The sequence below is a fragment of the Frankia sp. CeTa3Moorea genome, from assembly GCF_978021225.1.
Genome location: NZ_CDXDOR010000012.1, coordinates 1 through 20,027 on the forward strand (window position 1 = coordinate 1; position 20,027 = coordinate 20,027).

The following is a 20,027-nucleotide window of genomic DNA, read 5'->3' on the forward strand; positions in this document are numbered from 1 at the left end:
GCTGTGGGGTGGGCCGCGGGAGTCTCCTGCGCTGCGGGAGCCGCGTCCCGCGACCGCGCGGCGTCCTGGATGTCCTGCTTGGTGACACGTCCACCCGGCCCGGTTCCCGCCACGGTCCCCAGGTCCACGCTGAGCTCGGCGGCCATCTTGCGCACGAGCGGGGTGACGTAGCGACCGATGCCGTCGCCGTTCCCGTTGGCGGCGGCCGGGATCTGGGCCGGGACCGGGGTGGGCTCCGGCTGACGAGCGAACGCCGGTGCCGGCGTGGGCGTCGGAGCGGGTGTCGAAGCGGGTGCGGGTGCGGGCGTCGGAGTGGGCGGAGGCGGAGGTGCCGCGGCAGCCGGCTTCACGGGTTCCGGCGCCGGCTCGGGTTCCGGTTCCGGCGCGGCGGGCGCCTGCGCGGCCTGCGCCGGTGCGGCGCCGCCACCCGCGGACCCGTTGTCGATCACCGCGAGCTCGACGCCGACCTCGACGGTCTCATCCTCGGCGACCTTGATCGAGCTGACGACACCGGAGGCGGGGGCGGGGATCTCGGTGTCGACCTTGTCGGTGCTGACCTCGAGCAGTGGCTCGTCGGTCTCGACGCGTTCACCCTCCTGCTTCAGCCACCGTGTGACGGTTCCCTCGGAGACACTCTCCCCGAGCCGGGGCATTCTGACAGATACAGACATGCGGAACGACTCCTTCGTCGCGTCCGGCATCTGCACCGCGCGGGCGGCCGGCCGGAGGCGCTCATGCTTGGCGTGGCCTGAATCCTGGGCGGATCGGGCCGCGGGGGTGGCGCGGGCAGGCACGATCCAGGGCGGTGCCCGCTAACCGTGGACGTGAAGGGGCTTGCCGGCCAGCGCCAGATGCGCCTCGCCGAGAGCCTCGGACAGCGTGGGATGCGGGTGGATGAGCTGGGCGACCTCGGCGGGGAACGCCTCCCAGTTGGTGATGAGCTGAGCCTCGGCGATGAGCTCGCCGACCCGGTCGCCGACCATGTGCACGCCCACCACCGGACCATCGGGGACCGCGATCAGAGTGACCGCACCGGAGGTCCTGAGGATCTGGGACTTGCCGTTGCCCGCCAGGTTGTAGGTGACCGTCTTGATCTCGCCGTACCGCTCCCTGGCGACCGCGGCGGTCAGGCCGACCGAGGCCACCTCCGGGTGGGAGTAGGTGACCCGCGGAACGTTGTCGTAGTCGACCGGCACCGGGCCCAGCCCGGCGAGCTGCTCTGCGACGAAGATGCCCTCGGCGAAGCCGACGTGGGCGAGCTGGAGCCCGGGCCGCAGGTCGCCCAGCGCGGACACGGTCGGAATGTTCGTGCGCAGCTGACGGTCGACCAGCACGTAGCCGCGGTCGGTCGCGATGCCGACCTCCTCGTAGCCGAGACCTTCCGAGACCGGTCCACGACCGACTGCGACGAGCAGCAGTTCGGCCTCGATGGTGGTCCCGTTCTCGAGGGACACCGTCACGCCTTGGTCGGTGGATTTCACCCCGGCGAACCGCGCGCCGAGATGCTGCTTGATGCCGCGCTTGCGGAAGGCGCGCTCCAGCAGCTTGGAGCTGGACTCGTCCTCGAGCGGGACGAGGTGCGGCAGCGCCTCGACGATGGTCACCTCGGCCCCGTAGGACCGCCAGACGGAGGCGAACTCGCATCCGATGGCTCCGGCGCCCAGTACCACCGCGGAGGCCGGCACACGGTCGAGGGTCAGGGCGTCATCGCTGGTGATGACCTTGTCGTGGTCGATGTCCAGGCCGGGCAGGGTCTTGGAGTACGAACCGGTCGCGAGCAGGACGTGCCGCCCCTCGATGACCCGGTCTCCGACGGCCACGGCGGTCGGGGAGACCAGCCGGCCGAATCCCTCGACGACCTCGATCCCCCGGGACTTGATCAGGCCGGTCAGCCCCTTGAAGAGCCCGGCGACGACCGAGTCCTTGTAGGAGTTGACCGTGGCCATGTCGATGCCGTCGAGGGTCGAGCGAACCCCGAAGGCCTCGCTTTCGTTGATGTTGTCAACGATCTCCGCCGAATGCAGCAGCGCCTTGGTCGGGATGCAACCTCGGTGCAGGCAGGTGCCGCCGAGCTTGTCCTTCTCGATCAGAACGACGCTCAGGTCGAGTTCCGCGGCGCGCAGCGCGGCGGCGTATCCGCCGCTGCCGCCACCGAGGATGACCAGGTCGACGGGACCGGCCGCTGAATTCGCCACGCCAGGGGTCCCTTCTCGTTGAATCCTGAGGTCTTGCTGGTGGTGCTGAGAGCATTACTCGTAGTGCCCGCTACGCTCAGCGGCGAAGCCGGTGGCGCGGTTGGCCGCCGCTCCCGACGGCGTTCCCGCCGCTGAGTGCGGCCGCCGAAGCAGGAGCGTCAAGCCACGACTCGCCTAGCCACGGCGACCGGATGCCAGTCTTTCACGTCGTGCGTCCACTGCCGCTCGGATGGGCGTGAGTGTGCTGCATTGCGCGATGCGCCAGCAACCGTTGTGTACCTACCTTCCTCCGCAGGTCAGCTCTCAGCCGGGGAACCGGTGGCCGAACCGGGGAAGGCCACCATCGCCGCGCGGTCCTGCGCCAGCTGGACAAGCGTGCGTACGATCATGCCGGTCCCCCCCTTGGGGGTGTGGCCGTAGGGCTCTCCACCGTTCCAGGAGGGACCGGCGATGTCGATGTGCGCCCAGGACACCTTCTCGGGGACGAACGAGGCGAGGAAGTGCGCGGCGACCAGCATGCCGCCATCCCGGTTGCCTCCCGGTGGCACGTTGGCGATGTCGGCCACTGTTGAGTCCAGTCCCTTGCGCAGATCCGGCGGAAGGGGCATCGGCCAGACGCTCTCGCCGGCGGCGGCGGCCGCCGCCGCGACCGCGTCCACCGCGGCCGCACGACCCATCAGCCCGCTCGTCCGGTGGCCGAGGGCGACAATCTGTGCGCCGGTCAGGGTGGCCACGTCCACGATCAGGTCCGGTGACTCCTCGTTGGCGCGGACGAGGGCGTCGGCGAGCACCAGCCGGCCCTCGGCGTCGGTGTTGAGCACCTCCACCCGGGTGCCGCCGCGCAGGGTGAGAACGTCGGAGGGACGGATCGCGTCGCCCGAGGGCATGTTCTCCGCGCAGGGCATCCAGCCGGTGAGAGTGATCGGGAGCTTGAGCCGGGCCGCGGCGATGACGGTGCCGAGCACCGCGGCCGCGCCCGCCATGTCGGTCTTCATCCATTCCATGGATGTCGACGGTTTCAGGGACAATCCCCCGGAATCGAAGGTGATGCCCTTGCCGACCAGCGCCAGCGCCGGCCGCTCGGATCCACCGCCGCGCCATTCCAGCCGCACCAGCCGCGGCGGATTCGCGGATCCCTGGCCGACACCGAGCAGGCCTCCGAAGCCGCCCTCGGCGAGCGTCACCTCGTCGAGGACCTCGACTGTCACGCCGGCGGCGGTGGCCCGCTCGACGGCGATGTCGGCGAGCAGGGCGGGGGACAGATGGCTCGGCGGAGTGTTCACCAGATCGCGGACCAGGGTGACCGCATCCGTGATGATGACGGCCCGGCGCAGTTCCTCTTCCGCCGTCGGGAGGCTCTGCTCGTCTACGAGCACCGTCAGCTCCTCGACGGGGCGTGGGCGGCCGTTCGCTGACGTGGTGCGCAGCCCGTCATAGGAGTAGGTGCCGAGCAACGCGCCTTCGGTCACGGCCCGCACCGACTCCGGCGTGACCGCGCCCGGCACGGCCGCCAGAGCGACGGCCACCCGCGCGGTCCCGGCGAGGGAGCGCACCGCGACCCCGGACGCCCGGCGTAGTGCCTCGGTGTCGATCGGCGTGGAGGACATCGGCGTGGAGGACGTGGCGAGGGGGCCCAGCCCGACCGCGAGGACCGTCGTGCAGGGCACGGCACCGAGGGTGGCGAAGCGGACCGTTTCGCCGGCCTTGCCGGTCGCGCCCAGCGAGGCAAGCACCTCCGTCAGCCGGCCGCCGAGCGCGGTGTCCAGGTCCGCCGCGCCCCCGGTCACGAGGAGCCCCTCGTCGCCGGTGGCGGTGCCGATCACCACCGCGTCCACATCGAGATCGGCGAGAGCGGCGGTACTGGGCACGATGGTGGTCATGCAGTGAGCGTATTGAACGGGACGTCTTCCCGGCGGTGATCCGGACGCCACCGGCGGGTGGCCGGAGGCCAGGCCCGCGGTCGTTTCGGCCAGTGCCGGCCTGATACTAGGCTGCTGGCCATGGCAGAGCTGCGTCGATCCCCAGAGCTGCGTCGATCCCCGCTGTACGACCGGCACGTCGAGCTGGGCGCGAAGATGGCCGGGTTCGGTGGCTGGGAGATGCCGATCGAGTACGCCGGCCGCGGGGTGCTCGCCGAGCACCAGGCGGTCCGCGGCGCGGTCGGGATCTTCGATGTCAGCCATCTCGGCAAGGCCAGGATCGCCGGCCCCGGCGCCGCCGCCTTCGTCAACGCCTGCCTGACCAACGACCTGCGCCGGATCGGCCCCGGCCAGGCGCAGTACACCTTGTGCTGCGAGGAGACCGGCGGGGTCGTCGACGATCTGATCGCCTACCTGTACTCCGGCGAGGAGGTCTTCCTCGTCCCGAACGCCGCGAACACCGCACAGGTCGTCGCTCGCCTCGCCGCGGCGGCGCCGGCGGGCGTGTCCGTCACCGACCTGCACACCGGGTACGGCGTGGTGGCGGTCCAGGGACCGGCCTGCGCCGACCTGCTCGGCGCCCTCGGCCTGCCCACCGGCGGGACGTACATGAGTTTCGTCGACGCGGAGTGGAAGGGCCATCCGGTGATCGTGTGCCGGTCGGGCTACACCGGGGAGCGAGGCTACGAGTTGTTGCCCCGTTGGGACGACACCCCTGCGCTATGGGATGCGCTGTTCGCGGCAGGTGAGCCGCTCGGCGTCGTGCCGGTCGGCCTCGGCGCCCGCGACACGCTGCGGACCGAGATGGGGTATCCGCTGCATGGCCAGGACCTCTCCTTGTCGATCACGCCGGTCCAGGCCCGCTCCGGATGGGCCGTTGGCTGGGACAAGGATCGCTTCTGGGGACGCGACGCCCTGCTCGCGGAGCGGTCCGCCGGCGCCTCCCGCCTGCTGTGGGGGCTGCGGTCCACCGGCCGGGCGATTCCCCGTCCGCACATGACCGTGACCTCCGCGGCTGGTGCCACGGTCGGTGAGGTCACCAGCGGCACGTTCTCTCCGACGCTGCGCCAGGGGATCGGACTCGCCCTGCTGGACCGGTCCGTGCAGGCGGGCGACACGGTGAACGTCGACGTCCGGGGCCGTCCGAGTCCCATGACGGTTGTCCGGCCGCCGTTCGTCGGGTCCTCGCCCACGTAGCCCAGCCGCCGGGCGGGCCTGCCCGGCGGGCCCGCCCGGCGGACTCCAGCGGGCGGCGTCCGCCGCGCTGTCAGTGCAGGCCGAGGGCGTGCAGGACGGGCGTCGGGATCGTCATGGCCATGGCGAGCAGGGTCGCCGCCGCGGTGATCTCGATAAGCCCGCCGAGGATGTCTCCGGTGATCCCGCCGAAGCGCGTGAGCAGATACCGCCGGAGCAGGAACGAGACGCCTGTCCCGACCCAGACCGCGAGGACCGCTCGCAGTGCCCGGCCGGGGTCGCCGCCGTCGAAGTCCAGCAGTCCGGCCAGCGCCGCGACGGCGCAGACCGCCAGGAAGGACAGCACCGCGTCCCGGGTCCGCACGGTTCCCGCGACCAGCGCACCGAGGCCATCCGGCCGAGCCGGCGGGATGGCGCCGGTACAGGCCAGGGTGGCCGCGAGCCTGCTGGTCATCGCGGCGACCAGAATCGACAGCGTGCCGCGATGCGCCGAGATCGTCGTGCTCAGGGCCCCGACCTGGAGCAGCACCACGAACAGGACAATGATCGCTCCGAAGGCTCCGATGGTCGACTCGCGCATGATCTCCAAGGCGCGATCCCTGCCCCGCGTTCGCCAGGCGCCGAGCCCGTCCCCGAGATCGGCCAGCCCGTCGAGATGCAGGCCCCGGGTGACCAGAGCGAGCACCGCGACGCCGACGACGGCCGGCAGCAGGGTCTGGGTGCGCTGACCGGGAACCGCCGTGACGATCCGGGTGGCGAACACCGCACTGCCGGCAAGCAGCCCCAAGGCCAGGCCGACGAAGGGTGCCAGGGCCATCGCCCGGCCCGCGAGCCGCCGGTCGGTGTGCTCCGGGCCCCGCAGCGGCAGGACGGTGAGCAGCGTGAATGCTGTTCTCGCCTCGAGCATCACGGGGCACCGGCCGCGGGGCCCGAGTCCTCCTGGCTGCCGCTGACCTCGGCTTCCCCGCCGACCTCGGCTTTCCCGCTGACACCGGCCTGGTCGAACGTCGCCATCTCGGCCAGTGTGGCCTGGGCCGCCCGCAGGAACGGAACGGCGAGGAGCGCACCGGTACTCTCCCCGAGACGCAGGCCGGCGTCGATCAGGGGGGTCAGACCGAGTGCGTCCAGTGCGATTCCCTGGGCGGGCTCGGTGGACCGGGTGCCGGCCACCCACCACTGGTTTGCTCCCGGGGCGATCCGCTCCGCGGCCAGTGCCGCCGCGCAGACGATCACACCGTCGAGGATGACCGGCGTCCGTCGCACGGCGGACTGCACCAGCAGCCCGGCCAGGGCGAGCAGATCGGCTCCACCGACGACCCGCAGCACCGAATGCGCGTCGCCGGTGAACAGCCGGCCGCGCCGCATCGCGTCCCGGATCGCGGTCGTCTTGATCATCCAGCGTTGGTCGTCGATCCCCGTCCCGCGGCCGACCACCTCGATCGGCTCCCGGTCGCACAGCAGCGCCACGATGGTGGCTGCGGGGGTTGTGTTGCCGATCCCCATCTCGCCGGGAACAAGCAGGTCCGCGCCCGCGTCGATCTCCTCATCCGCGATGAGTCGGCCGACGGCGAACGCGGCGTCCGCCTCCGCGACCGACAGCGCATCGGTGCGGTCGATCCGTCCGCTCGACCGTCGCACCCGATAGCGCTCCGGTGCGGCCGATCCATCCACCCCGCCCGGCGTGAGGGGCCGCGCGGTGTCCACGGACACGTCCACCACGCGCACGGCGGCCCCGACCTGGCGGGCCAGCACGTTGACCGCCGCGCCGCCCGCGGCGAAGGTCGAGACCATCTGGGCGGTCACGTCGCTGGGGAAGGCGGACACCCCGGCCTGGGCGACACCGTGGTCGCCGGCGATCACGACCGCCCGGATCCGGGCGAAGGGACGGGGCGGGCAGGTCGCCTGTGCGCCGGCGAGCCAGATGGACAGATCCTCGAGCCGGCCCAGCGCCCCGGGTGGCTTGGTCAGTTCGGTCTGCCGCTGGCGAGCCGCCGCCATCGCGTCGGAGTCCAGCGGGGGAACGGCGGGAACGGCGCTGCCTGACGCATCGGGATCCACGGGATCCTTACTACCTGATCCGCTCGGTCGGCAACGCACCACATCCCCGATCCCCGCGAAGGTACCTCCCAGTGGTCCCCGTACCGCATGATTGTGCCGATCGGCGCGGCCGGGACGGTTGGTCCTTGCCGGCGTGGCTGGCAAAGGCTGGTTGTGGAGGCTGCGGGCTGTTGAGATCGGGTACTTTGCCGGATGTGTCAGCGCCCGCGGTGCCGGTGCCGGCCGTTCCCATTGGGGGAGCGGCGGGCGGGCACGAACGCCGGGTGTTCCTGAGCCACACCGCTGAGCTGCGTCGTTTTCCGCGGGACCGCTCGTTCGTGGCGGCGGCCGAACGTGCTGTCGCGCTGGCCGGGGACCGGGTCATCGACATGGCGTACTTCGGGGCTCGCGACGACGATCCGGCGGAGTTCTGCATCCGCGCTGTCCGCTCGTCCGATGTCTACATCGGCCTCATCGGCTTCCGTTACGGCTCCCCGGTGCCCGGCCGGCCGCAGGTCTCGTACACCGAGCTGGAGTTCGACACGGCAACCGCCGCCGGGATCCCCCGCCTGGTGTTCCTCCTCGACTACTACGCCGAGGTGCCGTTCGGAGACTTCGTCGACGATCTGCATCCCGCTCGCCAGAAGCGCTTCCGTGCCCGGCTGCGGGAATCGGGCATCATCACGACCGACTTCCGCAACGCGGGTGACCTGGAGACCGCCGTCCTCGACGCCCTGGTGAAGCTGCGGGAGAGCCAGCGCCGGGAGGCGGCCGCGGGCAGGTCGTTCCTGGCGGGGCCGTCCACCGCGGTGGACCAGGCGGAATCGGAAAGACGACCCTGGCTCAGCAGGTCTGTCGGCGTCCGGAGATCGCCAGGCGGTTCGGCGGTGGCGTGCTGTGGGTGACGATCGGGGAGTCGCTCGGCGGCGCGCACCTCGCCGACCGGGTCAATGATCTCAGTGAGGCGCTCTCGGGTCTTCGTCCCGCCCTCTCCGATCCCGAGCAGGCCGGTTTTCATCTCGGCACGCTGCTCGGCGACGAGCCCCGGCTTCTCATCGTCGACGACGTGTGGGAACGCGCCCAGCTCCGCCCCTTCCTGCAGGGCGGTCCGAACACGGTGCGGCTGGTCACCACGCGGCTGCGCGACCTTGCTCCCCGGGCCCGCATGGTTGAGATGCCGACCATGGCCCACGGTGAGGCGATGGCGCTGCTGCTGCGGGACGTCGGCGGTGGTGTGCCGGCGGAGGCCGCGGCGCGGCTGCTGGTCGTCACCGGTCGGTGGCCGATGCTGCTGAGCCTGGTGAACCGGGCCCTGGTGCGGCACATTCGGGATGGGATGACCGTGCCGCGGGCCGTCGAGCGGGTGCTGCGCCGCCTCGAGCGGCGCGGTCCGACCGGGCTTGACGTCAGCCGGGCGGCGGACCGGAACGAGGCCGTGGAGGTGACCCTGGGGGCGAGCCTCGGGCTGCTCACCGGGCATCGGCTGGAGCGTTATCTCGAGCTCGCCGTGTTTCCCGAGGACGTCGAGATTCCCCGGGAGGTACTCGAGGCGTACTGGGGAGCCACCGGCGACCTCGATCCGGACGAGGTCGACGATCTCTGCCAGGAGCTCGCGGACCTGTCCCTGGTCGTCGCCGCTCTGTCCGCCGTCACCGCCGTCACCGCTGGGACGTTGTGAGCGGAGATTCTGTCTTTCAGGTCCCCGTCTCCGGCGCGGCGCTGCGCTGCTGCGTGCCGGCGCCGGACGGAAGCTGGATCGCCGTCGCGGGTGACGACTCCGTCATCCGGATCTGTGATGCCACGACCGGAGCCCCGAGGTTGACCCTCACGGGCCATGCCGGATCCGTACTCTCGCTGACCGTCGCTCCAGACGGTAGCTGGCTCGGATCGTCGGGGCAGGACGGAACAGTCCGCCGATGGTCAATGCCCGCCGGCCGGCAGGACCGCGTGATCAGCGATGGTGCCGGGTCCGTGCGGTGCGCCGCGGTCGGCCCGGGTGGCCGCCTCCGGTTGTGGGCAACCGACGTCACCCTGCCCAAGCCCGCCGCGAGTGGCCGGGACGAGGCGATGCGGGGCTGCGCCGTGGTGGTCCCCCGCGGGCGGGACGCGCCCACCCTGGTTGTCGCCTACTCCGACGACGGCACCGCGACCGCCTGGGATCTGGCCAGGGGAGAGCCAGGCGCGGCGAGCAGTGGCGGTCGTGTCCAGCAGGCCCGCGGGTCGGTGGCCGCACCCGACGGTTCCTGGGCGGTCGTACCCGTGGACACGAAGGCGGTCGGGCTGTGGGATCCCGTCACCGCTGTGGGAGACCGAGGGGGGCGAGTGGCTGGCCACCTTTGCTGCCGCCACCGCTGCCGCGTCGAGCGGTTCCGAGGATCCCCGCGGTCTGGTGGGCTCTGTTGATCAGGCGGGTCATCGCGGTCCGGTGCAGGCCTGCGCGGTCAGCCCGGACGGCAGGTGGCTGGCCTCGGGCGGCAATGACCGCACCATGCGGTTGTGGGACGTGGCGACGTTGGAGCAGCGGGCTGTGCTCACCGGCCACACCGACAACGTGCTGGGCGTGGGGATCTCCCCGGATGGCGCGCTGGTGGCCTCCGCGGGAGCCGACCACACCGTGCGGGTCTGGCGGGTGAGCGACGGCGCGGCGGTGGCGACGCTCATCGGACACGTCCACACCGTGCGCGACGCGGCCTTCTCTCCGGACGGGGCGTGGCTCGCCACCGCGGGCGGCGACGGCGCGCTGCGCATCTGGGACACCTCGACCTGGCGATGCGCCACCATGATGCGTTTCGAGGGCGCGGCCCGGTCCTGCCGGTGGCTTCCCGCGACCGAACCGGCCGGTCTCATCGTGGCCTGCTCGGCCGGGCTCTATCGCTACGACTTCCTCACGGGAGGATTCGTCCCGTGAGGACTCGTCCCGTGAGGACGCTATGACCGCTCGTGCGGGAACGGTCGCAGCCGGAGGGGGATGCCCGCGACCACCTGCCACACCTCGTCGGCCTCGGCCGCGAGATCGGCGTTGAGACGGCCGAGCGCGTCGCGGAACCGGCGGCCGGCCTCGGCCGGGGGAACGACCCCGGAACCGGCCTCGTCCGTGACCGCGACGACCCGGCGGCCGGTGGCCCGCCAGGCGTCAACGAGCTCCTCCGCGCGGATGCGCAACTCGTCCGGACGGTCCAGCCAGGCGCCGACCCACAGCCCCAGACCGTCGATGAGCAGCGGTGGTCCGGGAGAGCGCAACAGGGGGACCAGATCGACCGTCTCCACGGTCGTCCAGGCGGCCGGGCGCCGCCGCCGGTGCGCGGCGATCCGCTCGGACCACTCGGCGTCGGCCGGATCAGGCGGCGCCGATGTCGCCACGTAGACCACCTCCGGTTCGGCGAGCAGCCGGCGTTCGGCCTCAGCCGACTTCCCCGACCGGGCACCCCCCGTGATCAGGACTCGGTGTGGTGCCGGGAACACCGGGCGCTGCCACCGCCCTGGTGCCCGTGGTGGCTGTGCTGGCTGAGACGGCTGTGGTGGCTGCCGCCGGGCGGCCGGGACGATATCATAGACGGTCCCGTCCGCCGGTGCCAGCGCGCCGGCGAGCTGGAGCCGGCGGGCCAGTTCGTCGCCGGGCGGGTTGCGGTGACTCAGATGAACGGCCAGTACCAGGGTGCTCGGCACCACGGCGCCGCGGCGGCGCAGCTCGGCCACGAGCTGACCGAAGGTATCGAGGTCAAGGTGCTCGCCGAACCCCGGCCGGTCGCCGTTGTTCTCCTCCAGCAACACGACGTCGTAGGCGCGGCCGGTGACCGCCTCGAGCGTCTCCGCCGGCAGCGGCGCCGCGGTGTCGCAGCCGTACAGCAGGCGTCCACCGTCCGGCGCCGTCACGTCGTAGAGCACGGCCGGCCCGATGCTCGCGTCACCGTGCCGGGCGGCGACCGGTCGAACGAGGTAACCCCGATCGCTCGGGGACTCCTGATCCTCCGCGGATCCCCGGTCCTCCGCGGCCTGCCGATCGTCCCCGCCGAGGCGCAGGGGCCCGGGTGCCGTCGGCGTGCCCCCGGGCACCACGGCGATCAGCCGCAGCGGCGAGCCGTCCCGGTCCGGATCGGAGCGCTCCCAGCGAGCCAGGAACTCCCGGCACGCCGCCAGCGCCGCCGGCGGACCGACCACGTCGAGGGGCCGTCCCGCGGCTGTCGACCACGAGCGCCACATCAGGCTCTCGGGCCCCAGATGATCTGGATGGGCGTGGCTGATCAGCAGATGACGCAGCCCCGACAGGCGTACTCCGAGCCGGGCAGCGGTCCGGGGCACGTCGGGACCACAGTCGATCAGCAGGGCGTCGTCGATCAGAACGGCCGTCTGCCCGCGTACTTCGTGTTCCCTGGCCCAGGCACAGGATGCGCAGTCGCACCACGGGTTGGGCCAGCCGTCCGCCGAGCCGGTGCCGAGCAGCGTCACCTTCATCGTGTTCCGTCTCCCGGATCCCGTTGCGCCCCGGATCCCCCGGGGTCTCCGCCTCTCCGGGTTCTCAAGCCTGCCAGGCTCCGTGGCCTCCGGAACCTCAGACGTGCGGGTGGCGCTTGCGCTCCCACAGGGTCATGAGGGTGAGCACCACCGCCAGCAGGAAGATCGCCGCGAAGGTGACGAGAGTGGCGGCCCACCAGGTCAGGGGCGCGTCCTCGTGTTCCACGGAGTCGGCCACGATGGCCGCTGCGTTGTAGACGGTCGTTCCCACGCGGGTTCTTCCTCCTTGTACCGACATCCTGCTCACGCAGACGTGCCTGTCGTGCGGACCTGCCTTCGACGCGGCTGTGCTCACCGTGCGGACCTGCCGCCGGCTCGCGCGACCGGCGATGACCGGTGACGCCGGCTTCGCGATCGCGGTGGTCGCGGTGCTGTCCGGGCATCCACCAGAACTGACGTTACCGGCGTTCACGACATCCTGGCGCGGGTATCGCCGACCGCGCCAGTAGCACGGGCCGACCGGACCCGGGCCCGCGGGCCGGTCGACCAGTGCCACGATGGATCATCGGCCCTGGGATGGGGCCGGGAGTCCCGCGTCGGCGGGGTGCACACGGTTGGATGGGGCGACCGGCCGGCGCACTGGCCGATCACGGCCGGCGGTTCCAGCGCGGGCCGCCCGGGTGGGAAGGACACACTCATGACCTGGACCTGGCGCTACGAAGGCGATGACGGCACCATCACGATGGTCGGCGGGGACTCGACCTCCGAGTCGTTCACCAGCCAGGGAGACGCTGAGACGTGGCTCGGGGAGACCTGGCGTGACCTGCTCGATGCGGGGGTGGCGCAGGTGACGCTCCTCGATGCCGGCCGTCGCATCTACGGGCCGATGAGCCTGCGCCCGGTGACCTGAGCCGCCTCCGCCCGTGCCGGTCCCGACCGTGCCGGTCCCGATTCGTGCCGACCGAACCACCTCTTGACGAGAGGTCGGCTAACAATGTTAGCTGGCAGCGTTGGCTAACGACGTTGGCTAACGACGCTAGCCTGTCCGATGGTTCGGCCGGCCGAACCATCGAGATCGCTCAGGCCGGCGCCGGGCCGCTCCGGTCGGCAGAGAGGGTGCAGATCTTGACCGAGCACAACAACCCGTCCACTCCGGCTGAAGCGCATTACCTCGCCCCCGGATGGTTCACTCGTAACGTGGCCAACCGCGCCGTCGCGGCGTTGACCCGGGCGGGGATCAGCCTCCTGGGCAGCCGGATCCTCGAGGTACGCGGCCGGATCAGCAGCGAGCCGCGCCGGACCCCGGTGAACCTGCTCATCTTCGACGGGCAGCAGTACCTGGTCTCGGCGCGAGGGCACGGTCAGTGGGTGCGTAATCTGCGCGTGGCCCAGGGCGAGCTGTACCTGCTGCGTGGCCGGTCGCGCACGCGTTACTCCGCGATCGAGCTGGATCCGGCGGCGAGCGTCGCCGTGCTGCGGGCCTACCTGCGGCGGTGGAAGGCCGAGGTCGGCGCCTTCTTCGACGGGGTCGGGCCGGGCTCGTCCGATGAGGAGATCCGTCGGATCGCGCCCCGCCATCCCGTCTTCGTGATCACGCCGGCGTGAACACAGGGACGGCAACCTCACCGGTGCGGGCGGAATCCGGGCCGGCGCCGGCGCGGGGACCACGGTCGGTGGCGGAGGTGCGGCCGGCCGGCGAGCCGCCGTTGCCCAGGATCGCGCCCCGCCCGGTCCTGGGCCCCGTCTCGCCGCGGGTCACCGAGATCATCATGGTCGCGCGAGGGGTGCTGGAGACCGAGGGGGCGGGGGCGCTGACGATGCGCCGGATCGGTGATCTCCTCGGTATCCGGGCGCCGTCGCTGTACAAGCATCTCGCGGGCAAGCCGCAGCTCGAGGCCAAGCTGATCGAGACCATGCTCATGGAGATCGGGGAGCTGCTCCACGACGTGGTCGACCGCAGCGGTTCCGCGGAGGTGGTCCCGGCCCTGCTGGCCGCGTACCGGGGCTATGCCCGAGCCCATCCGAACCTCTACCGCCTGGTCACCGCCGGTTCGCTGACCCGTCGGCTACTGAGCGCCGACGTCGAGGACTGGGCGGGGGAGCCGTTCTACCGGGCGGCCGGGGAACCCTATCTCGCGCAGGCCCTGTGGGCCGCCGCGCACGGCATGATGATCCTCGAACTGGACGGCCGCTACCTGCCAGGATCCGATCTCGACCGGACCTGGCAGGCGCTGGCCTCCGCTTTCCGCCGAACCGGCCCGGCCGACGACCAGCCTGGCTGATCCGATCCGATCCGGTTCGGGGCAGCCGGCGGGCCCGGGGCCAGGCCTGGAGGCAGGCCCGGGTCAGGCCCGGGTGACGACCTTGGCGAGCACGTCGTCGATCCGATCGAGCAGCACCGCGTCGAGCGTCACGCCGGCAGCCTTGACGTTCTCCCGTACCTGCTCCGGCCGGGACGCGCCGATGATCGCTGAGGCGACGTTGTCGTTCTGCAGCACCCAGGCGACGGCGAGCTGCGCCATCGACAGCCCGGCGTCCGCGGCGATCGGCCGCAGCTCCTGCACCGCGGTCAGCACGTCGTCGCGCAGCAGCCGGGAGATGAAGGTGGAACCGGTTCCACCGGTGGCCCGGCTGCCGGTCGGCGGTGGCTGACCGGGCAGGTACTTGCCGGTGAGCACGCCCTGGGCGATCGGCGACCAGACGATCTGGGAGATCCCGGCCTTCCGGCTGACGGGCACGATGTCGGCCTCGATGGTCCGCCACAGCATCGAGTACTGCGGCTGGTTGGAGATGATGCGGTCCAGCCCCAGCTCGCCGGCCAGCCGGACGGCGTCGCTGATCTGCTCGGCGCTCCACTCGGACACGCCGACGTAGAGCACTTTGCCGGCGCGGACGAGGTCGTCGAAGGCCCGGAGGGTCTCCTCGACCGGCACCGTTGGGTCGTACCGGTGTGCCTGGTAGAGGTCGAGGTGGTCGGTGCGCAGACGGCGCAGCGAGGCGTGCGCGGACTCGATGATGTGCTTGCGACCGAGGCCCTTGTCGTTCTCGCCCGGGCCGGTGGGCCAGTAGACCTTGGTGAACAGCTCGTAGGACTCCCGGCGCACGCCCTGCAGCGCCTCGCCCAGGACGCTCTCGGCGCGGGTACCGGCGTAGACGTCCGCGGTGTCGAATGTGGTGATGCCCTCGTCGAGGGCGGCACGCACACAGGCGGTCGCCGCATCCGCCTCGATCTGGTCACCATGGGTGATCCAGTTGCCGTAGGAGATCTCACTGACCGACAGGCCGCTGCGCCCGAGACGTCGATGCTTCACGTGACGACCTTAGCCGTCGGCCCTGGCCGTCGGCCATGACCGTCGATCAGGGGCGCGGGCCGGAGCGGGAGACCCGCGGGCGGGGGAGTCGCCAGCGCCGCGGCAGTAGCGCGCGCTGCACGGCGTAGGCCCGCACCCGCACCCGGGAGTCCGGGTACTTCTCCGCGACGCGCCGGCTCACCTGCCAGGAGAGCAGGAGCGAGTCGATGACGACCGCGACGATCCCGAGCAGCATCAGCAGGGTCGCGGCCAGCTTGATCGATGCGTTCGGGACCAGTCCGCCGACGAAGTAGACGATGGCGATCGGCAGGAAGAACGACCCGACGTTGATCCGCGTGTCCACGAAGTCGCGGGCCAGCACGCGCTCGGGCGCGCGTTCACGCGGTGGCAGCCGGCTGACGTCGCCGGACATCATCGCCGCGCGGTACTCCTGGCTCTGCCTGCGTCGCGCGGCCCGCGCCTCCTGCTTGTTCGCCGGGGCGCCGAGCGCCCCACCGGGCTTCGTACGGGCGGCCCGCGCCTCCGCCCGGCGGGGCGTGGGCCGGCCCTTGGCCGCCGTGCGCCGCGGATCGGCGACCTTCTCCTGTTCGGCCCTCTCCACCTGCTCGGCGATCGGATCCCCGGCGATGGCATCGGAGCCGGCATCGGAGCCGGCGGAGCCGCGTCGTTTCAGCAGGGCCATCAGGGCAGCGCCAACATCTGGTCGAGAGCCTTCCGGGCATAGGTGGCCATGTCCGGGTCGACGGTGACGCGGTTCACCGTCTCACCCCGCACGAGGGACTCCAGCGCCCACACGAGGTGGGGCATGTCGATCCGGTTCATGGTGGAACAGAAACACACCGTACGGTCCAGGAAGACGACGGTCTGGTCAGGGTGCCTCGTCGCCAGCCGCTGCACCAGGTTCAGCTCGGTACCGATCGCGAACGCCGATCCGGCGGGAGCGGCATCGACGACCGAGATGATGTACTCGGTCGAGCCGACGAGGTCGGCCGCGGTGACGACCTCCCGCCGGCACTCCGGGTGGGCGAGCACCGTCACCCCGGGGATCCGGCGGCGGACTTCGTCGACACTATCGCGGGTGAACCGGCCGTGTACCGAGCAGTGACCCCGCCAGAGGATCATCTTCGCCTCGCGCAGCTGCCGGCTGGTCAGTCCTCCCGAGGGCGTGCGGGGGTCGTAGACGACGCAGTCCTGCTCGCTCATCCCCAGCTCCCCGATGGCGGTGTTGCGGCCGAGGTGCTGGTCCGGCAGGAAGAGCACCCGGGCGCCCCCGCGCTCGCCGAAGGCCCACTCCAGCGCGCGCCTGGCGTTCGACGACGTGCAGATCGTCCCGTCGTGGCGCCCGGTGAACGCCTTGATCGCGGCCGAGGAGTTCATGTAGCTCACTGGAACGGTGCCGGCGGCGACTCCCGCGTCGAGCAGATCGTCCCAGGCCTGCTCGACCTGCTCGGCTGTGGCCATGTCCGCCATCGAGCAGCCGGCGGCAAGGTCCGGCAGGATCACCTGCTGGTGCGCGCCGGTGAGGATGTCGGCGCTTTCCGCCATGAAGTGCACGCCGCAGAAGACGATCGCCTCGGCCTGCGGCCGCGCGGCGGCCTGCTGGGCCAGCTTGAACGAGTCGCCGGTCACGTCGGCGAAAGCGATGACCTCGTCGCGTTGGTAGTGGTGCCCGAGGATGAACGCCCGATCACCCAGCGCCCGCTTCGCCGCCGCGGCGCGGGCTGTGAGGGTCGGATCGGCCGCCGGGGGGAGTTCACCCGGACAGTCCACGCCACGCTCGCTGGCCGGGTCGGCCTGGCGTCCGAGTAGCAGCAGGGCCAGCGGTGACGGAGTCACACCGACCCGGTCGAGGGCCGGGTCGCGAGCAGGGATCGGGTCGCGAGCAGGGATCGGGTCGCGCCGCAGGGCCGGGTTGGTGGTCATGGCACTCCTCCGGTCGACCGGCCCTCGGCCTGGCCGCCTCGTCGTCCGCGGCGGCCGATCGAACGATCCCGCCGGGCCCGTCCACGAATGGTCGATGAGACTCTAACTCCCGGCGCCATCGTATGCCGAGCTCTTCGTGGTCAGCTGGCGGCCAGACGAAGGTCACTAACGTGAACGGGAGTGACCACCGTCTCCAAGCATGGTCGGGATCTCGACGTGGTTGGCCCGCGCCGGCATCGCTACCATAGGAAGCGGATCCCGGCCGACGGTGTTGGGCATGGATGTCGGCACAGTGGCAGTGCCGTGCCCGGGGGGTGTGCGCCGGATGGTCGGCGGCGCCCTGCGTACAAGTCAACCGGAACTAGTGGCCTGGCTTGCCAGGCACGTCCACCAAGGGCAGGAGTAGTCCCTATGACCGTTCAGGACACCACGGCACCCGCGACGCAGTCCTCGAGCGTCGTCCTCACCGACACCGCCGCAGGCAAGGTGAAGACCCTGCTTGAGCAGGAGGGTCGGGATGACCTCAAGCTGCGTATCGCGGTGCAGCCCGGAGGCTGCTCGGGCATGCGCTACCAGCTGTTCTTCGACGAGCGGTCCCTCGACGGCGACACCGTCCTCGACTTCTCCGGTGTCAAGGTGGCGGTGGACCGGATGAGTGCCCCGTACCTCGGCGGGGCGACGATCGACTTCGTCGACACGATCGAGAAGCAGGGTTTCACCATCGATAACCCGAACGCCCAGGGTTCCTGCGCCTGCGGCGACTCGTTCCACTGATGCGCTGAGCACCGGGCCGCGCCTCCTGCTCGGGCCGCGTCTCGGCGCGAGCCCCGGGGCGCGGTTCGGTGACCGGTTGATCAGACCGGAACGTTCGGGAGAGCCCGGTCCGACCTTTGTTCGTCGGACCGGGCTCTCCCGCATGTGTTGTGTCGGTGTCCGCTTGTGTCGGTATCCGTCGTTTCCATTGCCTGCGGGTCCATTGCCTGCGGGCCGCCGGAATCACGGGACACCGCGATCTGACGCCTCCGTAATGACGCGCGTGAACCAGCGCGAGCCGGTGGTTCCGGGCTTCGGGGCAGGCCGGTAAGCTCCTTGATCGTGCGTATCGCCGTGACTGGTTCCATCGCCTCCGACCACCTCATGCGCTTTCCTGGAAGGTTCGCCGAGCAGTTGCTCGCCGACCAGCTTGAGCGGGTCTCGCTGTCCTTCCTCGTCGACGAGCTCGTGATCCGGCGGGGCGGAGTGGCGGCCAACATCGCCTTCGGCCTGGGCCGGCTGGGCCTGCGCCCGATCCTCGTCGGCGCGGTCGGCGAGGACTTCGCCGACTACCGTTCCTGGCTCGACCGGCACGGCGTGGACACCGCCTCCGTGCGGGTCAGCGAGATCGCGCACACCGCGCGGTTCGTCTGCACCACCGACGAGGACCTCAACCAGATCGCGTCCTTCTACCCGGGTGCGATGAGTGAGGCCGCCGACATCGAGCTGAGGCCGATCGCCGAGCGGTTCGGCGGCCTGGACATGGTGATCGTCAGCCCCAACGACCCCGGGGCGATGCTGCGCCACAGCGAGGAGTGCCGGCAGCGGGGATATCCGTTCGCGGCGGACATCTCCCAGCAGCTCGCGATCATGGAGGGCCCGCAGATCCGCGAGCTCGTCGTCGGTGCGGCCTACCTGTTCTGTAACGAGTACGAGAAGGCGCTGCTCGCCAGCAAGACCGGCTGGTCGGACGAGGAGATCCTGGCCAGGGTCGGCGTCCGGGTGACCACGCACGGCAAGGATGGTGCGGTCATCGAGGCCCCGGAGAGCGACCCCATCCGGGTCCCGGTCGTTCCCGCCCGCGCCACCCCGGATCCCACCGGAGTCGGGGACGCCTTCCGGGCTGGGTTCTTCGCCGGCCGGTCCTGGGACCTCTCGCTCGAACGCTCCGCCCAGGTCGGCTCCCTGCTCGCCACCCTGGTCCTGGAGACGATCGGCACCCAGGAGTACACGGTGGAGCCGTCGGAGGTGCTTAAGCGTCTCACCGAGGCCTACGGTTCCGACGCCGCCGCCGAGATCGCCGAGCGTCTGCCGACAATCTGAGCCGGAAGATTATACAAGCCGCCGGATGACGAACGCCTCCCCGCCCTCCGGGAGCGGGGAGACGCCCACCAGCTCCTGACCCCGCAGCCGGCACCAGGCCACGACGTCCGCGCCGGCGGCGGGATCGTCGGCCCAGAGCGTGATGGTGCCGGTCACCGGAATCCCGCCGAAGGCGCGGGCCAGATCGATGATCGGCAGCGGGCAGCGCCGTCCCCGCGAGTCGACCGTGTGCGGCTGTTCCGTCATCGGATTGTCGGCGTCAAAGCCCGGCGGCGCCCAGCCGGTCCCGCACGGCGCGCACGGCCGCGGGCAGCGCCGTCAGCAGGGCGTCGAGGTCGGCCCGGGTCGACTCGCGGCCGAAGGAGATCCGCAGGTTGCCGTGCGTCAACGCGCCCATGGCGACCAGGACATGGCTCGGGGCCAGGGTGTCGGATGTGCAGCTCGACCCGGAGCTCACGGCGATTCCGGCCCGGTCGAGCTCGGTCAGCAGTGCCTCGCCCTCGACGTAGAGGCAGGAGAACGCGCTGATGTGCGGAACCGTCGCTGCCCGGTCCGGGTCGCCGAGTAGTTCCACGCCGTCGACGAGTTCGGGCAGCCGGCGGCGCAGCTCGGCCACGTAGCCGGCGAGCCGGGGCGCCTCCGCGGCGAGTTCACCCGCTCGGGCGCTCAGCGCCGTGGCGGCGGCGGCGACGGCGGGGACGTTCGGATAGCCCGCAACCCGACCGCCCTCCCGCTCGTCGACGGGACCGGGACTGCGCCAGCGGGTCCCGGTGCGCACGGCGAGAACGCCCACCCCAGGTGGTCCGCCGAACTTGTGGGCACTCGCGGTGAGCAGATCCACCCCGAGGTCGGCCAGGTCGACGGGGATGTGGCCGACTGTCACGGCGGCATCGGTGTGCAGCGGCACCCCGGCGGCGCGC

At 71.5% G+C, this 20,027-nt stretch carries 22 protein-coding genes and 1 pseudogene; 11 read left to right on the forward strand and 12 right to left on the reverse strand.

Going from position 1 to position 20,027, the window contains the following annotated elements; all coding sequences use genetic code 11:
* The 3 genes from AC08OV_RS03985 to AC08OV_RS03995 form a co-directional block, all read right to left on the reverse strand.
* A partial coding sequence (locus tag AC08OV_RS03985) for a biotin/lipoyl-containing protein (RefSeq protein ID WP_476619315.1) occupies positions 1–671 on the reverse strand: 671 nt, incomplete at its 3' end.
* Between the two features lie 141 nt (positions 672–812).
* Entirely contained in the window at positions 813–2,195 is a 1,383-nt protein-coding gene (gene lpdA, locus AC08OV_RS03990) for a dihydrolipoyl dehydrogenase (protein ID WP_476613089.1), read from the reverse strand.
* 296 nt (positions 2,196–2,491) lie between these two features.
* A complete protein-coding gene (locus tag AC08OV_RS03995) occupies positions 2,492–4,075 on the reverse strand; it encodes a leucyl aminopeptidase (protein ID WP_476613090.1) in 1,584 nt (527 codons plus the stop codon).
* 120 nt (positions 4,076–4,195) lie between these two features.
* Between AC08OV_RS03995 and gcvT the strand changes: the two genes are divergently transcribed.
* Positions 4,196–5,311, forward strand: coding sequence for a glycine cleavage system aminomethyltransferase GcvT (gene gcvT / locus AC08OV_RS04000; protein WP_476613091.1), 1,116 nt, complete (start codon positions 4,196–4,198; stop codon positions 5,309–5,311).
* Between the two features lie 70 nt (positions 5,312–5,381).
* On the opposite strand, the gene cobS is transcribed toward gcvT, so the two are convergent.
* Both cobS and cobT read right to left on the reverse strand, forming a co-directional pair.
* Positions 5,382–6,215, reverse strand: coding sequence for an adenosylcobinamide-GDP ribazoletransferase (cobS, locus tag AC08OV_RS04005; RefSeq protein WP_476613092.1), 834 nt, complete (start codon positions 6,213–6,215; stop codon positions 5,382–5,384).
* Positions 6,215–7,306 (reverse strand): nicotinate-nucleotide--dimethylbenzimidazole phosphoribosyltransferase, encoded by a 1,092-nt coding sequence (cobT, locus tag AC08OV_RS04010; RefSeq protein ID WP_476613103.1) that lies wholly within the window; start codon positions 7,304–7,306, stop codon positions 6,215–6,217. Before cobT ends, cobS begins: the two co-directional genes overlap by 1 nt.
* A 323-nt stretch (positions 7,307–7,629) precedes the next feature.
* On the opposite strand from cobT, the gene AC08OV_RS04015 reads away from it, so the two are divergent.
* From AC08OV_RS04015 to AC08OV_RS04035, 5 genes and pseudogenes are all read left to right on the forward strand, one after another.
* Entirely contained in the window at positions 7,630–8,250 is a 621-nt protein-coding gene (locus AC08OV_RS04015) for a DUF4062 domain-containing protein (protein ID WP_476619316.1), read from the forward strand.
* Positions 8,214–9,023: a hypothetical protein gene (locus tag AC08OV_RS04020; protein WP_476613104.1), complete on the forward strand. Its 810-nt coding sequence runs from the start codon at positions 8,214–8,216 to the stop codon at positions 9,021–9,023. Before AC08OV_RS04015 ends, AC08OV_RS04020 begins: the two co-directional genes overlap by 37 nt.
* A 53-nt stretch (positions 9,024–9,076) precedes the next feature.
* Positions 9,077–9,217, forward strand: a pseudogene (locus AC08OV_RS04025) (hypothetical protein); the annotation flags it as partial.
* Positions 9,218–9,292: 75 nt separating this feature from the next.
* A complete protein-coding gene (locus AC08OV_RS04030) occupies positions 9,293–9,748 on the forward strand; it encodes a hypothetical protein (RefSeq protein ID WP_476613106.1) in 456 nt (151 codons plus the stop codon).
* Positions 9,735–10,253: a WD40 repeat domain-containing protein gene (locus tag AC08OV_RS04035; RefSeq protein ID WP_476613094.1), complete on the forward strand. Its 519-nt coding sequence runs from the start codon at positions 9,735–9,737 to the stop codon at positions 10,251–10,253. Before AC08OV_RS04030 ends, AC08OV_RS04035 begins: the two co-directional genes overlap by 14 nt.
* Before the next feature lie 20 nt (positions 10,254–10,273).
* Here AC08OV_RS04035 and AC08OV_RS04040 read toward each other — a convergent pair whose 3' ends face one another.
* Entirely contained in the window at positions 10,274–11,797 is a 1,524-nt protein-coding gene (locus AC08OV_RS04040; protein WP_476613095.1) for a bifunctional adenosylcobinamide kinase/adenosylcobinamide-phosphate guanylyltransferase, read from the reverse strand.
* Positions 11,798–11,894: 97 nt separating this feature from the next.
* Positions 11,895–12,068 (reverse strand): hypothetical protein, encoded by a 174-nt coding sequence (locus tag AC08OV_RS04045; RefSeq protein ID WP_476613096.1) that lies wholly within the window; start codon positions 12,066–12,068, stop codon positions 11,895–11,897.
* A gap of 426 nt (positions 12,069–12,494) precedes the next feature.
* Between AC08OV_RS04045 and AC08OV_RS04050 the strand changes: the two genes are divergently transcribed.
* The 3 genes from AC08OV_RS04050 (at position 12,495) to AC08OV_RS04060 (ending at position 14,079) form a co-directional block, all read left to right on the forward strand.
* The gene (locus AC08OV_RS04050; RefSeq protein WP_462186322.1) at positions 12,495–12,707 is read left to right on the forward strand and encodes a hypothetical protein; all 213 of its coding nucleotides are present in this window, start codon (positions 12,495–12,497) and stop codon (positions 12,705–12,707) included.
* Positions 12,708–12,922: 215 nt separating this feature from the next.
* Positions 12,923–13,402 (forward strand): nitroreductase/quinone reductase family protein, encoded by a 480-nt coding sequence (locus AC08OV_RS04055; protein ID WP_476613097.1) that lies wholly within the window; start codon positions 12,923–12,925, stop codon positions 13,400–13,402.
* Between the two features lie 68 nt (positions 13,403–13,470).
* On the forward strand, positions 13,471–14,079 hold the full coding sequence (locus tag AC08OV_RS04060; RefSeq protein ID WP_476613098.1) for a TetR/AcrR family transcriptional regulator: 609 nt from the start codon (positions 13,471–13,473) through the stop codon (positions 14,077–14,079).
* 63 nt (positions 14,080–14,142) lie between these two features.
* On the opposite strand, the gene AC08OV_RS04065 is transcribed toward AC08OV_RS04060, so the two are convergent.
* The 3 genes from AC08OV_RS04065 to nadA are packed head-to-tail and all read right to left on the reverse strand — an operon-like array spanning position 14,143 to position 17,031.
* Entirely contained in the window at positions 14,143–15,108 is a 966-nt protein-coding gene (locus AC08OV_RS04065) for an aldo/keto reductase family protein (protein WP_476592539.1), read from the reverse strand.
* Between the two features lie 46 nt (positions 15,109–15,154).
* The gene (locus AC08OV_RS04070) at positions 15,155–15,790 is read right to left on the reverse strand and encodes a DUF3043 domain-containing protein (protein WP_476613099.1); all 636 of its coding nucleotides are present in this window, start codon (positions 15,788–15,790) and stop codon (positions 15,155–15,157) included.
* A complete protein-coding gene (gene nadA / locus AC08OV_RS04075; protein WP_476613100.1) occupies positions 15,790–17,031 on the reverse strand; it encodes a quinolinate synthase NadA in 1,242 nt (413 codons plus the stop codon). Before nadA ends, AC08OV_RS04070 begins: the two co-directional genes overlap by 1 nt.
* A 411-nt stretch (positions 17,032–17,442) precedes the next feature.
* Between nadA and erpA the strand changes: the two genes are divergently transcribed.
* Entirely contained in the window at positions 17,443–17,805 is a 363-nt protein-coding gene (erpA, locus tag AC08OV_RS04080; protein WP_462186316.1) for an iron-sulfur cluster insertion protein ErpA, read from the forward strand.
* A gap of 321 nt (positions 17,806–18,126) precedes the next feature.
* Positions 18,127–19,107: a carbohydrate kinase family protein gene (locus tag AC08OV_RS04085; RefSeq protein ID WP_476613105.1), complete on the forward strand. Its 981-nt coding sequence runs from the start codon at positions 18,127–18,129 to the stop codon at positions 19,105–19,107.
* 9 nt (positions 19,108–19,116) lie between these two features.
* On the opposite strand, the gene AC08OV_RS04090 is transcribed toward AC08OV_RS04085, so the two are convergent.
* A complete protein-coding gene (locus AC08OV_RS04090; RefSeq protein ID WP_462186314.1) occupies positions 19,117–19,353 on the reverse strand; it encodes a sulfurtransferase TusA family protein in 237 nt (78 codons plus the stop codon).
* A 13-nt stretch (positions 19,354–19,366) separates the two neighbouring features.
* Positions 19,367–20,027, reverse strand: a 661-nt coding sequence (locus AC08OV_RS04095) for a cysteine desulfurase family protein (protein ID WP_476619317.1), incomplete at its 5' end; no start/stop codon positions are given.

Excerpts from the sequence above, each read along its gene's own strand:
- AC08OV_RS03995 (WP_476613090.1), bottom strand. The coding sequence starts at position 4,075 with ATGACCACCATCGTGCCCAGTACCGCCGCTCTCGCCGATCTCGATGTG.
- AC08OV_RS04070 (WP_476613099.1), bottom strand. The coding sequence starts at position 15,790 with ATGGCCCTGCTGAAACGACGCGGCTCCGCCGGCTCCGATGCCGGCTCC.
- cobS (WP_476613092.1), bottom strand. The coding sequence starts at position 6,215 with ATGCTCGAGGCGAGAACAGCATTCACGCTGCTCACCGTCCTGCCGCTG.
- nadA (WP_476613100.1), bottom strand. The coding sequence starts at position 17,031 with ATGACCACCAACCCGGCCCTGCGGCGCGACCCGATCCCTGCTCGCGAC.
- AC08OV_RS04050 (WP_462186322.1), top strand. The coding sequence starts at position 12,495 with ATGACCTGGACCTGGCGCTACGAAGGCGATGACGGCACCATCACGATG.
- cobT (WP_476613103.1), bottom strand. The coding sequence starts at position 7,306 with ATGGCGGCGGCTCGCCAGCGGCAGACCGAACTGACCAAGCCACCCGGG.
- erpA (WP_462186316.1), top strand. The coding sequence starts at position 17,443 with ATGACCGTTCAGGACACCACGGCACCCGCGACGCAGTCCTCGAGCGTC.
- AC08OV_RS04040 (WP_476613095.1), bottom strand. The coding sequence starts at position 11,797 with ATGAAGGTGACGCTGCTCGGCACCGGCTCGGCGGACGGCTGGCCCAAC.
- AC08OV_RS04090 (WP_462186314.1), bottom strand. The coding sequence starts at position 19,353 with ATGACGGAACAGCCGCACACGGTCGACTCGCGGGGACGGCGCTGCCCG.
- gcvT (WP_476613091.1), top strand. The coding sequence starts at position 4,196 with ATGGCAGAGCTGCGTCGATCCCCAGAGCTGCGTCGATCCCCGCTGTAC.